Source organism: Buttiauxella cochleicola, assembly GCF_021282405.1.
Lineage (GTDB): Bacteria > Pseudomonadota > Gammaproteobacteria > Enterobacterales > Enterobacteriaceae > Buttiauxella > Buttiauxella massiliensis.
The window spans coordinates 162,189-174,968 of the sequence record NZ_JAJSOU010000006.1; the positions used below are offsets into that span (position 1 = coordinate 162,189).

General features: G+C 49.0%; 14 protein-coding genes. 8 read left to right on the plus strand and 6 right to left on the minus strand.

Annotated features, from left to right (window positions below; translation table 11 throughout):
- Nucleotides 1-193: 193 nt before the first annotated feature.
- Together edd and LVQ79_RS10145 are read left to right on the plus strand one after the other, a co-directional pair.
- A complete protein-coding gene (gene edd / locus LVQ79_RS10140) occupies nucleotides 194-2,005 on the plus strand; it encodes a phosphogluconate dehydratase (RefSeq protein WP_232864821.1) in 1,812 nt (603 codons plus the stop codon).
- A gap of 62 nt (nucleotides 2,006-2,067) precedes the next feature.
- Complete coding sequence (locus LVQ79_RS10145; protein ID WP_034455128.1) at nucleotides 2,068-2,706, plus strand: bifunctional 4-hydroxy-2-oxoglutarate aldolase/2-dehydro-3-deoxy-phosphogluconate aldolase; 639 nt, start codon at nucleotides 2,068-2,070, stop codon at nucleotides 2,704-2,706.
- Nucleotides 2,707-2,859: 153 nt separating this feature from the next.
- On the opposite strand, the gene purT is transcribed toward LVQ79_RS10145, so the two are convergent.
- On the minus strand, nucleotides 2,860-4,038 hold the full coding sequence (purT, locus tag LVQ79_RS10150) for a formate-dependent phosphoribosylglycinamide formyltransferase (RefSeq protein ID WP_232864822.1): 1,179 nt from the start codon (nucleotides 4,036-4,038) through the stop codon (nucleotides 2,860-2,862).
- 138 nt (nucleotides 4,039-4,176) lie between these two features.
- Between purT and LVQ79_RS10155 the strand changes: the two genes are divergently transcribed.
- From LVQ79_RS10155 to ptrB, 3 genes are all read left to right on the plus strand, one after another.
- Nucleotides 4,177-4,527 carry a YebG family protein gene (locus tag LVQ79_RS10155; protein WP_232864823.1) on the plus strand — a complete coding sequence of 117 codons (351 nt, stop codon included), beginning with the start codon at nucleotides 4,177-4,179 and terminating at the stop codon, nucleotides 4,525-4,527.
- A 116-nt stretch (nucleotides 4,528-4,643) separates the two neighbouring features.
- Nucleotides 4,644-5,342: a tellurite resistance TerB family protein gene (locus tag LVQ79_RS10160; RefSeq protein WP_232864824.1), complete on the plus strand. Its 699-nt coding sequence runs from the start codon at nucleotides 4,644-4,646 to the stop codon at nucleotides 5,340-5,342.
- A 92-nt stretch (nucleotides 5,343-5,434) separates the two neighbouring features.
- Entirely contained in the window at nucleotides 5,435-7,492 is a 2,058-nt protein-coding gene (ptrB, locus tag LVQ79_RS10165) for an oligopeptidase B (protein ID WP_232864825.1), read from the plus strand.
- A 7-nt stretch (nucleotides 7,493-7,499) separates the two neighbouring features.
- On the opposite strand, the gene exoX is transcribed toward ptrB, so the two are convergent.
- The 3 genes from exoX to LVQ79_RS10180 form a co-directional block, all read right to left on the minus strand.
- The gene (exoX, locus tag LVQ79_RS10170) at nucleotides 7,500-8,162 is read right to left on the minus strand and encodes an exodeoxyribonuclease X (RefSeq protein WP_064511929.1); all 663 of its coding nucleotides are present in this window, start codon (nucleotides 8,160-8,162) and stop codon (nucleotides 7,500-7,502) included.
- A 38-nt stretch (nucleotides 8,163-8,200) separates the two neighbouring features.
- Nucleotides 8,201-8,932 (minus strand): carbon-nitrogen hydrolase family protein, encoded by a 732-nt coding sequence (locus LVQ79_RS10175; protein WP_232864826.1) that lies wholly within the window; start codon nucleotides 8,930-8,932, stop codon nucleotides 8,201-8,203.
- Nucleotides 8,933-9,063: 131 nt separating this feature from the next.
- Nucleotides 9,064-9,294 (minus strand): DNA polymerase III subunit theta, encoded by a 231-nt coding sequence (locus LVQ79_RS10180; protein ID WP_151994612.1) that lies wholly within the window; start codon nucleotides 9,292-9,294, stop codon nucleotides 9,064-9,066.
- Between the two features lie 148 nt (nucleotides 9,295-9,442).
- Between LVQ79_RS10180 and yobA the strand changes: the two genes are divergently transcribed.
- Genes yobA through LVQ79_RS10195 form a run of 3 tightly spaced genes read left to right on the plus strand, consistent with a single transcriptional unit; the run spans nucleotide 9,443 to nucleotide 11,063 of the window.
- The gene (gene yobA, locus LVQ79_RS10185) at nucleotides 9,443-9,817 is read left to right on the plus strand and encodes a CopC domain-containing protein YobA (protein ID WP_232864827.1); all 375 of its coding nucleotides are present in this window, start codon (nucleotides 9,443-9,445) and stop codon (nucleotides 9,815-9,817) included.
- Nucleotides 9,818-9,822: 5 nt separating this feature from the next.
- Entirely contained in the window at nucleotides 9,823-10,695 is an 873-nt protein-coding gene (gene copD, locus LVQ79_RS10190) for a copper homeostasis membrane protein CopD (RefSeq protein WP_232864828.1), read from the plus strand.
- Nucleotides 10,696-10,721: 26 nt separating this feature from the next.
- Nucleotides 10,722-11,063 carry a YebY family protein gene (locus LVQ79_RS10195; RefSeq protein ID WP_151994609.1) on the plus strand — a complete coding sequence of 114 codons (342 nt, stop codon included), beginning with the start codon at nucleotides 10,722-10,724 and terminating at the stop codon, nucleotides 11,061-11,063.
- A gap of 334 nt (nucleotides 11,064-11,397) precedes the next feature.
- Here LVQ79_RS10195 and LVQ79_RS10200 read toward each other — a convergent pair whose 3' ends face one another.
- Both LVQ79_RS10200 and LVQ79_RS10205 read right to left on the minus strand, forming a co-directional pair.
- Nucleotides 11,398-12,483: a tyrosine-type recombinase/integrase gene (locus LVQ79_RS10200; protein WP_232864829.1), complete on the minus strand. Its 1,086-nt coding sequence runs from the start codon at nucleotides 12,481-12,483 to the stop codon at nucleotides 11,398-11,400.
- Nucleotides 12,452-12,724 carry an excisionase gene (locus tag LVQ79_RS10205; protein WP_232864830.1) on the minus strand — a complete coding sequence of 91 codons (273 nt, stop codon included), beginning with the start codon at nucleotides 12,722-12,724 and terminating at the stop codon, nucleotides 12,452-12,454. The genes LVQ79_RS10200 and LVQ79_RS10205 overlap by 32 nt, the downstream gene beginning before the upstream one ends.
- Nucleotides 12,725-12,780 lie beyond the last annotated feature (56 nt).

The window sequence follows — 12,780 nt, forward strand, 5'->3', positions numbered from 1 at the left end:
ATCTAACACCCGTACTGTGAAAGTTTTTTAATTTAAAAGCCCTGACTGGATTCACCAGCAGGGCTTTTTTATTTACACTAGCTGAAGCGATTTTGCCCTGATGGTACGGATTGCCGCCTCACGAGAAGAGAAAAGAGCCGGTAACGTCGACCACCTGCCCAAAGCGACGGCAGCCACTTTATGAGGACTTGTTATGAATCCTAATTTGTTACGCGTAACACAGCGCATCGTTGAACGCTCCCGCCAAACCCGTGAAGCCTACCTGGCACGGATTGAAAAAGCGAAGTCGAATACTGTACATCGCTCTGAATTAGCGTGCGGCAATCTGGCACACGGTTTTGCCGCTTGTCAGCCAGAAGATAAAGCCGCGCTGAAAAGCATGCTGCGTAACAACATTGCGATTATCACGTCCTATAACGACATGCTTTCCGCTCACCAGCCGTATGAGTATTACCCTGACCAGATTCGCAAAGCATTGCATTCAGTGGGTGCGGTTGGGCAAGTTGCCGGTGGCGTCCCTGCTATGTGTGATGGCGTGACACAAGGGCAGGATGGCATGGAACTGTCATTGCTGAGCCGCGAGATTATCGCAATGTCTACGGCAATCGGCCTGTCTCATAACATGTTCGATGGCGCACTGTATCTTGGTGTGTGCGATAAAATCGTTCCGGGTCTGACCATGGCGGCGTTGTCATTCGGCCATTTACCGGCTGTGTTTGTGCCATCAGGCCCAATGGCGAGCGGTTTGCCGAATAAAGAAAAAGTGCGCATTCGCCAACTGTATGCTGAAGGTAAAGTGGATCGCATCGCGCTACTGGAATCAGAGGCTGCTTCTTACCACGCACCGGGTACTTGTACATTCTACGGTACCGCCAACACCAACCAGATGGTGGTTGAGTTCATGGGCATGCAGTTGCCGGGTTCTTCATTTGTTCACCCGGATGCGCCTCTGCGTCACGAACTAACCGCTGCGGCAGCACGGCAGGTCACGCGTCTGACCGGAAATGGCAATGAGTGGATACCGCTCGGTAAAATGATTGATGAAAAAGTTGTCGTAAACGGCATCGTTGCCTTGTTGGCCACTGGTGGTTCAACTAACCACACCATGCACCTGGTGGCTATGGCCCGCGCGGCTGGCATTATCATTAACTGGGACGATTTCTCCGATCTTTCCGATGTGGTGCCATTGTTGGCACGTCTGTATCCGAACGGCCCGGCGGATATTAACCACTTCCAGGCTGCTGGCGGTGTGCCAGTACTGATGCGTGAATTGCTCAAAGGTGGTTTGCTGCATGAAGATGTGAACACTGTCGCGGGCTTTGGTTTGCATCACTACACCATGGAGCCATGGCTGGATAACGGCCAACTGGCATGGCGTGAAGGCGCAACAACCGCGCTCGATACTGATGTTATCGCCACCTTCGATAAACCTTTCTCCAAACATGGCGGCACCAAAGTCCTGAGCGGAAACCTTGGCCGTGCGGTGATGAAAACTTCTGCTGTACCTGTAGAAAACCAGGTTATTGAAGCGCCTGCCGTCATTTTCGAAAGCCAGCATGACGTTTTACCTGCGTTTGAAGCAGGCCTTCTGGACCGTGATTGCGTGGTTGTTGTTCGCCATCAGGGGCCAAAAGCGAACGGCATGCCAGAATTACATAAACTTATGCCGCCACTTGGGGTATTATTGGACCGCTGTTTCAAAATAGCGTTAGTCACTGATGGACGGCTGTCGGGCGCATCCGGTAAGGTGCCCTCTGCAATCCATGTTACTCCAGAAGCTTATGATGGTGGGCTGCTGGCAAAAGTCCGGGACGGCGATATGATTCGCGTCAACGGTCAAACGGGTGAACTGACATTGCTGGTCGATGACGCCGAGCTTGAAAAACGCACTGCATACCACCCGGATCTCAGCGCGGAACGCGTTGGCACCGGTCGTGAACTATTTAGCGCGTTACGCGAACAGTTATCTGGCGCAGAACAAGGCGCGACCTGCATTAAATTTTAAGGACCGGATGTAGCGGTTGCTGCTCTGGAAACGAATTATAAAGTTGGTTGAAGAGGCTTGAGATGAAAAACTGGAAAACTACTGCGGAACAGATCCTGAAAACAGGACCGGTTGTCCCGGTTATCGTAATTAACAAACTGGAACACGCAGTACCAATGGCTAAAGCATTAGTTGCTGGCGGCGTGCGCGTTCTGGAAGTGACTCTGCGTACTCCATGTGCAATGGATGCAATCCGTGCTATCGCTAAAGAAGTACCAGAAGCGATTATTGGTGCGGGTACCGTTCTGAACCCAGAGCAACTGGCAGAAGTTACTGAAGCTGGCGCGCAGTTCGCAATCAGCCCAGGCCTGACTGAGCCACTGTTGAAAGCAGCAACCGAAGGCTCCATTCCATTGATCCCAGGTATCAGCACTGTTTCTGAACTGATGCTGGGTCTGGACTACGGCTTGAAAGAATTCAAATTCTTCCCTGCTGAAGCAAATGGCGGCACCAAAGCACTGCAAGCTATCGCTGGTCCATTCTCTCAGGTTCGTTTCTGCCCAACTGGCGGTATCACTCCGGCTAACTACCGTGACTACCTGGCGCTGAAAAGCGTTCTGTGCATCGGTGGTTCATGGTTGGTTCCGGCTGACGCGCTGGAAGCTGGCGATTACGATCGTATTACTACTCTGGCTCGTGAAGCAGTCGAAGGCGCTAAATAACACGTCATCCTTCGAGCCGTAGATGCGTTGGCTACGTTCACTCACCCCGGTCACATAGTTATCTATGCTCCCGGGGATTCGTTCTCTTGCCGCCTTCCTACGACTCGAATGATTCGTGTTATTGAATCCCTGCTCAGATGAGCGGGGATTTTTTTATCCTTTGACGATTACCGCTTTGGTTGCAGCGATAGCACGTGCAATCGCATTTTCCACGCTGGAACCCGTTGCCAGTGCCACACCCATTCGGCGTTTACCGTTAATCTCAGGCTTACCGAACAGCCGTACTTGCAAACCTGCGCCTACTGCTGCACCCACATTGCCGAATTGCACGTTGTCGCTGCTCAATTCTGGAAGGATCACCGCAGAAGCTGCCGGGCCGTACTGGCGAATGTCACCAATCGGCAAGCCGAGGAAAGCACGGACGTGCAACGCGAACTCTGAGACATCCTGAGAAATCATCGTCACCATGCCAGTGTCATGTGGACGAGGGGAGACTTCACTAAAAATAACCTCATCGCCACACACGAACAGTTCGACGCCAAACAAACCGTAACCACCCAACGCCTTCACCACTTTTTCAGCGATTTCTTGCGCGCGGCCCAGAGCGATATCGCTCATTTTCTGAGGTTGCCAGGATTCGCGGTAGTCGCCATCTTCCTGACGGTGCCCGATTGGGGCGCAGAAATGCACGCCATCGACAGCACTAATAGTCAGCAGGGTGATTTCGAAATCGAAATTAACCACGCCTTCGACAATCACTTTGCCTTTACCTGCGCGACCGCCTTCTTGCGCATACTCCCATGCTTTGGCTAATTGATCTGCTGTGCGGATGAAACTTTGCCCTTTACCGGAAGAACTCATCACTGGTTTAACGATACAAGGCAGACCGATCTCTTCAACTGCCTGTAAAAATGCCTCTTCGCTTTGAGCAAAACGGAAGCTGGAGGTTGGCAGAGCGAGTTCTTCTGCTGCGAGGCGGCGAATACCTTCGCGGTTCATGGTCAGCTTTGTCGCGCGCGCGCAAGGTACAACGCACTGACCTTGCTTCTCAAGCTCAACCAACATGTCAGTGGCGATGGCTTCAATTTCGGGAACGATGAAATCTGGCATTTCTACAGAGACCAGCTTCTTAAGCTCGACGCCGTCGAGCATATTAATGACGTGGCTGCGGTGAGCGACATGCATCGCTGGGGCATCTGCATAGCGATCTACGGCGATAACTTCCAGACCAAGACGCTGGCATTCAATCGCCACTTCTTTTCCTAATTCGCCTGATCCTAACAACATGACACGTGTAGCTGACGGACGAAGTGCTGTTCCCAAAATTGACATAATCTGTATACCCGAACGGAGAAAATAGACCGGCGGATTATAAACGAAAACGTTTGCGTGCGCAGCGAATTTCCCACTTGCGATACAGGGGTAATATCATTACACTGTTTAAATAAACAGTTAAACCGGAGCTGCAAAATGGCGGTTGAAATCAAATACGTTGTTGTACGAGAGGGGCAAGAAAAAATGTCTTTTGCCAGTAAAAAAGATGCGGATGCCTATGACAAAATGCTCGATCTGGCAGAAGTATTGAGCGAGTGGCTCGTACACAGTCCTGTTGCTCTCGAAGAGGGGCAAAACGATGTGCTGGCTATGTGGATGGCAGAAAACAAAGACGTGCTTTCCTCCGTGCTTAAAAGCGGCAAATTGCCGGACGTGGAAAGTACTGAAACTGCCGGTGAAGTCGCAGATGAAGCCGATAACGCTGAAGAGTCTGTTGCAGACGATAAAGTGGCTGAACACCCGCGTAAGCGCACCAAAGCGGCATAAGTTTTAACGCGTCGGGTTACCGGCGCGGTTCTTTTCTCATCTTTAGCCTTATCAGACACTTCTTGACAGCCTTTGGCTTAACCTCAGATGTTAAGTTCTCACAAAGGGTGTCTCTAATGAGCAATTGGTTACAGCAGCTTCAGTCTATGCTGGGGCAAGCGACACAATCCATCCAGAATCACACTGGTCAGAATCAATCCTCACAAACTCCTCAGGGAAATAATTCTCAGGGGCTGAGTAAGTTACTGGTGCCTGGCGCACTCGGTGGGTTAGCGGGTTTGCTGCTGGTGAGCAAATCGTCACGGAAACTACTGACCAAGTACGGCACCAGCGCGTTATTGGTCGGCGGTGGTGCGGTTGCGGGAAGCGTACTGTGGAACAAATATAAAGACCGAGTGCGTGAGGCCCATCAGGGTGAGCCGCAGTTTGGGCAGCAGCAGTCGCCTGTCGATGTTCGTACTGAGCGCCTGATTACCGCTTTGGTGTTCGCTGCTAAAAGCGATGGTCATATTGATGATAAAGAACGCCAGATTATCGAGCAGCAACTACGTGATGCCGGTATCGAAGGGCCGGGGCGTAATCTCATTCAGCAAGCTATCGATCAGCCTCTTGATCCGCAACGCCTTGTGCAAGGTGTTAATAACGAAGAAGAAGCGCTGGAGCTTTACTTCTTAAGCTGCGCTGCAATCGACATCGATCATTTTATGGAGCGCAGTTATCTCAATGCGCTTGGGGATGCGCTAAAAATCCCGCAGGATGTACGCGAAGGCATTGAACAAGATATTCAGCAACAGAAACTAAATCTGCCGGGTTAATCCCGGCATTTTCCCTAAAATCCCACGTTACGCTTGCAAGGCTGTCTGAATTTGCCACCCTTACAGGGTGTTAACTCAAAAAGAAAAATGACATGCCACCAAAAGCAAAAAAAATCCCCCACACCATGACCATGCATGGTGATACCCGAATCGATAACTATTACTGGCTGCGCGATGATGAGCGCTCTGATGCACAAGTGCTTGATTATCTTCATCAGGAGAATGATTACGGTCATCAGATCATGAGTACGCAGCAGGCATTGCAAGAGCGCCTGCTCAAAGAAATGATCGATCGAATCCCCCAGCGTGATATTTCTGCACCGTATACGCAAAATGGTTATCGCTATCGCCAGATTTTCGAAACTGGTAATGAATACGCTATTTATCAGCGCCAGTCTGTGGTGTCGGAGGAGTGGGAAGAGTGGAGCACGCTGGTAGATGGCAATCGTCGTGCTGCCCACAGCGAGTTTTATACCATGGGCGGCATGAGCATTACCCCTGATAACACCGTCATGGCGCTGGCAGAGGATTTCCTGTCACGCCGCCAGTACGGCCTGCGCTTGCGTAATCTGGAAAGTGGGAACTGGTACCCGGAAGTGCTGGATAATGTCGAAAGTAGTTTTGTCTGGGCGAATGATTCCGCCACGCTTTATTACGTCCGCAAGCATCCCAAAACGTTATTGCCGTATCAGGTCTGGCGCCACACGGTGGGGCATCCATCCTCCGAAGATGAATTAGTCTACGAAGAAAAAGACGAAATGTTTTATGTCAGTGTGCATAAAACCACCTCGAAACACTTCGTTCTAATTTATCTCAGCAGTGCTACCACCAGCGAAGTACTGTTGCTGGATGCAGAGCTAGTAGATGCGCAACCGCAAAGCTTTTTGCCACGCCGCAAAGATCACGAATATACCCTCGATCACTTCCAACATAATTTCTATCTGCGCTCGAATCGGGCAGGTAAAAACTTTGGTTTGTACCGCACAAAAGTGCGTGATGAAAGCCAATGGGAAGAGCTGATTCCTCCGCGCGAAAACGTCATGCTGGAAGGGTTTACGCTCTTTACAGATTGGCTGGTCGTTGAGGAAAGGCAGCAAGGGCTGACCAGCTTACGTCAAATTAATCGCAAAACTCGCGAAGTGACGGGAATTGCTTTTGATGACCCCGCTTATGTCACCTGGCTTGGACATAACCCGGAACCGGAATCTTCTCGTCTGCGTTACGGTTACTCATCAATGACCACGCCAGATACATTGTTTGAGCTGGATATGGATACCGGCGAGCGGCGCGTGATTAAACAAACCGAAGTTGCAGGTTTCGACGCCAGTCATTATCGCAGTGAACATTTATGGGTCACAGTACGTGATGGCGTGCAGGTGCCGGTTTCTTTGGTTTACCATCACGAACATTTCCAGCGCGGGAAAAACCCTTTGCTGGTATATGGCTATGGCTCTTACGGAAGCAGCATGGATGCGGATTTCAGTAGCAGTCGTTTAAGCCTGCTCGACCGAGGCTTCGTCTATGCCATTGCGCATGTACGCGGAGGCGGCGAACTCGGCCAGCAGTGGTATGAAGATGGTAAGTACCTGAAGAAGATGAACACCTTCAATGATTATCTGGACGTCTGTGATAGTTTGCTTAAACAGGGATACGGCAACGAAAACTTGCTCTATTCGATGGGCGGGAGTGCAGGCGGCTTACTGGTAGGGGCTGCAATTAATATGCGTCCGGAGCTGTTCCACGGTGTTGTTGCACAGGTGCCATTTGTTGATGTGTTAACGACGATGCTCGATGAGTCCATTCCACTCACGACTGGCGAGTTTGAAGAGTGGGGGAATCCACAAGACCCTGAGTATTACCACTACATCAAACAATACAGCCCGTACGATCAAATCACCGAACAAGCCTACCCGCACATGCTGGTGACCACAGGACTGCATGACTCCCAGGTGCAATATTGGGAGCCTGCCAAGTGGGTCGCAAAACTGCGTGAATTACGTATAGATGATAATTTGCTATTGCTATGTACTGATATGGACTCAGGGCATGGTGGGAAATCGGGCAGATTTAAATCTTACGAAGGTGTGGCTCTGGAGTTCGCTTTCTTGATAGCCCTGGCACAAGGAACTTTACCAGGGCGGGCGGGATAGGCTGTTACTAATCCTCGAGATAATGCTTTAAAGTCATTCTAAGATCTGGCGCTAATTCTTTGATGTTATTCAACATCCATCGCAAGTAGCCCGGATCTTTATCTGCAATTTCCGCAATCGGCTCGCCGCGATATTTACCAAATGCCATGGTTTTCACAAGTGCAGGGCGACCTGTAATGGTCACCATTTGGTCTGGAGTCCAGCCTGACTCATCCATAATGCGAATCAATAAAGCAGCGGTGATATAGCAATCAAACAGCGCGCGGTGATGATGCAGTCCGGCAGGTGTTTCAACTTCCAGCTTGAGGGATTTATATAAACCCATATTGCTATATTTGATGCCAGGCCATAAACGACGCGCCAGTTTTACCGTGCAAATCCACTCGCTATCGGGCAGTTCAGGCAGCATGCGCTGGTCAAAACTGGCGTTATGAGCCACGTAGTACGGGCTGCCGTGATAGCGTGGAATAACATCCTCAATCCACGGTTTATCTGCGACCATCTCTTCGGTAATTTTGTGAATGGCCATCGCCTGGTAGCTAATAGGACGATCCGGGCGTACCAGGTCACTCATCGGATTAACAATCTTGCCATTGACGATATCGACAGAGGCAACTTCTACCACGCCACCCTGTAGACCACAGGTTTCAGTATCAATAATGCGCAGCATATCTACTCCATCAAGTCTTAGCGTATTTTCTTAATGCGCTAGCGTAATGGAATGATTTCACCGTGCCAACCTTTTGCATCACGTCTTCCAACTGCGAGTAGCTCGCCATGATCGGCACGAACCACTAATTCACCTCGATCGTCCCAACAAGCGCTGCGTCCCGCTGACCGATATTTGCCGGTAGAAAACGCATGGTTAGCTAATAAAACGGGTAAATTATATTTATGGGCCCAGCGTTGCAGATACATTTCATCTTTCTGGTAGCTGATTTCATTAATGAATTTCCCCGTGGCATAAAGACTTGCACCCATTTCAGCTGCACTACGTGGCCAGGTTTCTTCATCGCTGTCGGTGCTAAAACCCATTGCCACGCTACGATTGTGCAAACCTACCAATGGCGTGTGTTGATCGGGGAGATCAATATCGCAGGTTTGCGGTTTACAACAGGCAACTCGGGAACCATCAGGCAAAAAACCCACCGATCCTGCTGATATTCCTTGTTCACTGCGTAAGGGTAGACCCACAACAATAGTCATTTGGTGTTTTACCGCGGCATCTTGCAAAGGATTCAGGCGTTCATCGGTGAAGGGAAGGGCGCAGACGTGATGGTTGTCAATGTTAAAACCGGTGAGGGAAAGTTCGGGGAAAATCAGCAGATCTATTCGTTCAGCAACTGCGCAGCGAACAAAATCTAAATGATGTGTGATATTCGCATCGAGGTCATCGGGTGTGGCGCCATATTGCGCTGCAGCAACATTCCAGACAGGCATACGTTCTTCCTTAATCAATCTACCCAACGGCCATCATCCTATGGCCGTAACAGGTAATTCCTGTGTTTAGATATATAAACCGGGAAAAATCTTAACACCATTTTTGTCAGGAAGTTTAGTGGGGATAATATTTATTTCACTTTAGGTTCGTACGGCAGTTTGGACAAATTGACTGAAGCCAGTCGATGAGCAGTCAGTCTTTCTCTGAACCAGTCACGCAAATGCACAGGTTGCTCGCGTTCTACCACTTCGGCGATCACCGGCATATTGTAGCGTTCCTTAAATGCCACGCCAGCAGCCGCGAGATCGACGTTGATCTTATCCATTTCGTCCTGGGGTAATTCAGCAAGATTGTGATTCATATTGGCCTCGTGTTTTTTGCCGCAAAGGTACTTGTTGATATCCGTGATGACAAGTCTTTACATTCATTGATAGCTGTTCTCATCTCGACTTAACCTGGGCTCAAGGTTATCCTTTTGCCGTCTCGAATAAGAAAAAGGAATAGTTGATATGGCTTTCACCCGAACTCGTCTCATTACCATCGCCACTCTCTTTACCGCACTTACTGTTTCCAGCTCAGCTTTCGCGCACGCGCATTTAAAGCATCAATATCCAGCGGCAGATGCTGCGGTAACGGCTGCACCACAGGCGATTACCCTTAATTTCTCTGAAGGAGTTGAAGCGAATTTTAGCGGACTTACGCTCACCGGGCCACAGCAAACAGTCGTGAAGACTGGCACGGCTAAGCGCAACGAAAAAGATGATAAGCAGCTTATTGTTCCAGTCGAAGAGGCTATGAAACCGGGAGATTACCAGGTTGATTGGCATGTAGTATCCGTTGACGGACATAAGACGAAAGGGAAGTATCACTTCTCGGTGAAGTAAGCCGGATGCTACCAGGTTTCTATATCGCGCTGCGATTTATTCATTTTGCTGCATTAATGGTGCTGCTTGGCAGTACCATCTCATGCTCATTGCTTGCTCCTCAAGCGTTTAAGCCGGTTCTCATTCGCCGACTAAAATGGCAATGGCATTCCGCCGTCTGGATGACGTTGCTAAGCGCAATATTATTGTTATGTGCTCAGGCTGGTATGATGGGCAGTGGTTGGCTAGATGTCATTAATCCCCAGATTTGGTTGGCGGTTCTTGGAACGAGCTTTGGGTCCATCTGGTTGTGGCAGATATTACTGAGTGTGGTGACACTTGTGGTGTTGCTGCTTAAACCGCGCCCTTTGCAGTCAATGTTAATGATCCTTGCGGCGGCACAACTTATTTTGTTGGCAGGTGTCGGGCATGCCGCGATGCGTGAAGGGATTGTAGGTGGCTTACAACGCTTAAATCATGCAGTGCATCTTCTTAGTGCTGGCTGGTGGGCTGGCGGATTACTGCCGCTTTTGATGTGCATGCGCATGGCTCAAAAACCACGCTGGCGCGGCAGTGCCATTACCGCGATGATGCGTTTTTCGCGTTACGGGCATCTGGCGGTTGCTGCCTTAATACTCAGTGGACTAATCAACAGCCTGATGATTTTAGGCTGGTCTCTACCACTGGAAAGTAACTACATGCGCTTCTTGTTGGTGAAGGTTGCCTTTGTTGCCGTGATGGTTATCATCGCCCTGTATAACCGCTATTTTTTGGTGCCGAGATTTAATCGTATGCCAACAGCCACAAAACAGTTTATCCAGTTAACGTGGCTGGAAGTTATTCTGTCGGTGGTGGTGCTCCTTGCTGTTAGCATTTTCGCTACCTGGGAACCGTACTGAAGACGTTATTAGCTCAAGAGATATTCATGAAAAAAAGTATTTTGACGCTGTTATTGCTGGCTTGCGCAGGTAGTGCATTAGCCGCACCGCAAATTATCACCGTAAGCCGTTTTGAAATGGGTAAAGATAACTGGGCGTTTAACCGTGAAGAGGTAATGCTAAGTTGCCGCCCTGGACATGCGCTCTTTGCAATCAACCCAAGTACCTTGATGCAATACCCGTTAAACGACGTAGCGCAACAACAAGTGAGCAGCGGTAAAACCACTGGCCAGCCCATCTCCGTGATTCAAATTGATGATCCTAAGACACCGGGACAAAAAAAGAGTCTTGCTCCATTTATTGAGCGTGCTGAGAAATTGTGTAGCTAAAATGCGATAACTCACTAATTAAAAATAAAAAACCGCAATAACCGTAGACCGGATATTGCGGTTTTTGTCTAAAATATTACCTGCGCCGCAGTTTTTTTCTGAACACTTTTGCGCCGGACTGGAAAACCTGCGCCGGTAATCTATTCTTAGAAGGCAAGGCGATGTCTGCCTGCATTAATGCCAACTTTTAGCGCACGGCTCTCTCCCAAGAGCCATTTCCCTGGACCGAATATAGGAATCGTATTCGGTCTTTTTTTATCTGTATGATTTATAAAGGTTTTTTGTGGTCAGTTCCGAAATATCCCGAAATTTTCCCGAAAACTCAATATTCAGTCTAAACCATAACATACTCAGCCCCGCGCGAATCAAGGTATTTTTTGGTCATTGTTAAATTTTTGTGTCCTAGCAATCGCTGTGCAAAATCCTCGCCAAACTCAACTTCGTATAATCGACTGGCAAGACTTCTCATCTCATGAAAGGAAGGTGGATGAGGACCGAAACTTACCCCGCTATTATCCCGGACATCTGCAAACGCCTGCGTTAGTCCATCGGGTGTTAATGCTCCTGGTTTTCTTCCCCCGCGTCTCACTGATGAAAAGAGCATAAAATCTGACGGGTTATCTTTTCGACAGTTATCTATAACTTCACTCAGTAACAGTCCAGCAGCTTCAAGTTTCAAATCAAGAGATAGGGCAAGTTTATGTCCAGTTTTCTCTTGGGTGATAAAAAGCCTTCCATCTTTAATGTCGCTAAACCTGAACAAACTAATATCTTCGCGGCGCTGCCCGGTTACGAGGGCCAGTTCAAATGAACTCCTCACCCAAGGGCTGTAATTATCCGCAACAGATCGCAGAACGTTAAATTGCTCGAGTACAAGTCGACCCCGCTTAACTTCAGGGGCAGGTGCTCTGGTTGGCTCAACCGGGTTTTTATCAATATACCCCTCTACTATTGCTTCCCTGAAAATGTCAGACAGAACAGAACGAAGTGCCACGGCCATGCTTTTCTTATCGCACTCAATATATCTTTCCAGGAAGGATGCTATATCTCGAGTTGTGATCGCATTCAGTGGCATGCTTCCAAATTCATCTTCAAGAGTCGCCAATTGATTTTTTCGAACTTTCATTGTGTTAGGTTTCAGATCCCTTCGCTCCAGGATAACAGAGTACCTCTCCAGCCATTTCGAGACTGTAAAATCTGGGGTTTCCATAATTCGTTCTAACAAGCTAGATGGCAGGTAGTTCTGGTCGAGGTAATTATTTGCTTCTATTGCCTGGGCTACTGCATCCTTGCGCGCAATCTTGCCGAGTGAAATTTCTTGCCCAGTAATCGGATTGCGCCAGGAATAGATTTGTTTGGTTTTGCGAAAGGTCAGATTACGCGGCAGATTAGCGTCGTAACGTACTGGCCTTTTCGTCATGTCTCAGTCTCTCAAGTAGTGTCCCGGTCGCGGGCAGTTTCTGATGCTTAGGCTTTAAGCGAAGGTTCTTTTTGCGTGGGTCAATGTAGATTGAATCCGGCAATAATTTGTACTCTTTACCGTGGAGCTCTGGAGCTGGATAAATGCGACCCTCACGAACCCATCGACGTAAAGTAGAAAGTGATGGTGGCGTGGAGTAAATCGAATCGGCCCATTCCTGCAAATTGAGAAGTTTTGGCATGGTTTCTCTCCAACGGTCTACCTTACTCATTATATGAAAGCAGACCGTGATTAAGT

Coding starts and splice junctions, on each gene's coding strand:
- edd (WP_232864821.1), top strand. CDS start 194: ATGAATCCTAATTTGTTACGCGTAACACAGCGCATCGTTGAACGCTCC.
- LVQ79_RS10145 (WP_034455128.1), top strand. CDS start 2,068: ATGAAAAACTGGAAAACTACTGCGGAACAGATCCTGAAAACAGGACCG.
- purT (WP_232864822.1), bottom strand. CDS start 4,038: ATGTCAATTTTGGGAACAGCACTTCGTCCGTCAGCTACACGTGTCATG.
- LVQ79_RS10155 (WP_232864823.1), top strand. CDS start 4,177: ATGGCGGTTGAAATCAAATACGTTGTTGTACGAGAGGGGCAAGAAAAA.
- LVQ79_RS10160 (WP_232864824.1), top strand. CDS start 4,644: ATGAGCAATTGGTTACAGCAGCTTCAGTCTATGCTGGGGCAAGCGACA.
- ptrB (WP_232864825.1), top strand. CDS start 5,435: ATGCCACCAAAAGCAAAAAAAATCCCCCACACCATGACCATGCATGGT.
- exoX (WP_064511929.1), bottom strand. CDS start 8,162: ATGCTGCGCATTATTGATACTGAAACCTGTGGTCTACAGGGTGGCGTG.
- LVQ79_RS10175 (WP_232864826.1), bottom strand. CDS start 8,932: ATGCCTGTCTGGAATGTTGCTGCAGCGCAATATGGCGCCACACCCGAT.
- LVQ79_RS10180 (WP_151994612.1), bottom strand. CDS start 9,294: ATGAATCACAATCTTGCTGAATTACCCCAGGACGAAATGGATAAGATC.
- yobA (WP_232864827.1), top strand. CDS start 9,443: ATGGCTTTCACCCGAACTCGTCTCATTACCATCGCCACTCTCTTTACC.
- copD (WP_232864828.1), top strand. CDS start 9,823: ATGCTACCAGGTTTCTATATCGCGCTGCGATTTATTCATTTTGCTGCA.
- LVQ79_RS10195 (WP_151994609.1), top strand. CDS start 10,722: ATGAAAAAAAGTATTTTGACGCTGTTATTGCTGGCTTGCGCAGGTAGT.
- LVQ79_RS10200 (WP_232864829.1), bottom strand. CDS start 12,483: ATGACGAAAAGGCCAGTACGTTACGACGCTAATCTGCCGCGTAATCTG.
- LVQ79_RS10205 (WP_232864830.1), bottom strand. CDS start 12,724: ATGCCAAAACTTCTCAATTTGCAGGAATGGGCCGATTCGATTTACTCC.